The following is a 1,463-nucleotide window of genomic DNA, read 5'->3' on the forward strand; positions in this document are numbered from 1 at the left end:
AGTAAATTTATAGACCATAGCGATTTAGCCAAAGCACTAGGTCGTTTAAGGTTGTAAAATCAACAAAGCCTCAGCTAAGGACTCTAATTGCTCGATTTCTAGAGCCTGAATCCGGGCAGCCAACACCTCATCCACTGCACCAAAGCGACGTTGCAACAGACGCAAAATCAGGGCAGATTCTCCTTCCAGTCGTCCTTCCAGTCGTCCTTCCAGTCGTCCTTCTTCCTTGGCTTCACGATATACCCTTGTATCTGCCAATTGTAGTCCTAGCATTGCTTCCACCTCCTGCCGACTCAAGTTAGTAAATTTATAGACCATAATTGTGGCAATCATTTCTATTATGGCGCGACTGGCTTCTGTATCTGCAATTTGCTCTTGGGTTCGTGCCAGTAAATAGCGGGCTTTTTCTGGTGCTTGGGTTTCTTCCACAGTAGTGAGTACCATCAAGGCAACCCCTAGGGGTAACTGCTGAATTTCCCCTAATTCGTTCAGATAAATTCGATGCACCTGAGGACAATTGAGGAGCGCTCGGTAGGGATGGGTGTTACTTTGTTCTAGGCTGCGGGTGGGATAGATGACAACAATTTGCCAATCGGTAAATCGTTCTCGCTGGCGGTAGAAATATAAAAATGATTCACCAAAAACCCTTTCATAGAGTCGTTCGTCTTTTTGAAATTGCACTTCGCAAAAATAGATTACCCCGCTACTATCATTATCGGGTGGCAGGAATACGCCATCGATCTCAAATTTGGGTTCTTTGACGGCTACGGAGTCAAAGCGGTATTCGGTGGCATTATCTGGCGGGTTTTCCAGTAAATCGAAGAGAAGGGAGGGGGATTGTTGAAAAAGCCGGTAAAATATCGAGTCTCGTTTCATTATGATCGGGATTGCACCTAGCAAGCTTTCCCGATCTTCCCATGAAACCCCTCAAAAAAGAGAGAGGAAACCCGCGTCTCCTCTCCTCTCCCTTGAGACATTATTTTCCAGCTTTGCGGACAGCACCCCTGATTTATTCTCCCCTTTGACTCTTGCATGAGTGCCTGAGTGCCTCTCCTAACCAAGAAATTAATCAGGTTGATGACATTAAAGAAAGCCTTGATCCGAGTTTTGATGAAGTGCTTTGAGAAATCGCAGAAAAACAACGAAATCTAAAACCGTAATTTTCTGTTAGAATTGGCAGTAATTAAACACCACGCTTGTAGGAGCTATGGTTAACCTCACCTATAACAAAAATCGACCTCTTCCCAGCGCCGAAGAATTGCCCTCTTCCGATGAAACTCCAGTGGACAACCAGTTACAGAATGATATTCCCAATCTGCTGCTAAATTTATTAGCCTTAATTTGGTCTGGTCGAGATGATTGGTATTTTGGGGTAGATATGGCTGTTTATTATAATCCAGACGAATCAGCTTTTGTCCCCGATGGTTTCTTAGCAGTTGGAGTCAACCATGATACGGGAGAAA

Annotated in this window: 1 protein-coding gene and 1 pseudogene; one reads left to right on the forward strand and one right to left on the reverse strand. The window is 44.4% G+C overall.

Features of this window, described 5'->3' with window-relative positions; translation table 11 throughout:
* Nucleotides 1-45: 45 nt before the first annotated feature.
* Nucleotides 46-876 (reverse strand): Rpn family recombination-promoting nuclease/putative transposase, encoded by an 831-nt coding sequence (locus tag PX484_RS17660; protein ID WP_288104951.1) that lies wholly within the window; start codon nucleotides 874-876, stop codon nucleotides 46-48.
* 331 nt (nucleotides 877-1,207) lie between these two features.
* Here PX484_RS17660 and PX484_RS17665 point away from each other — a divergent pair.
* Nucleotides 1,208-1,463: pseudogene (locus PX484_RS17665) on the forward strand (Uma2 family endonuclease); the annotation flags it as partial.

The organism is Microcystis sp. M49636_WE2, assembly GCF_030065375.1.
Classification (GTDB): domain Bacteria; phylum Cyanobacteriota; class Cyanobacteriia; order Cyanobacteriales; family Microcystaceae; genus Microcystis; species Microcystis aeruginosa_C.

Excerpts from the sequence above, each read along its gene's own strand:
- PX484_RS17660 (WP_288104951.1), bottom strand. The coding sequence starts at position 876 with ATGAAACGAGACTCGATATTTTACCGGCTTTTTCAACAATCCCCCTCC.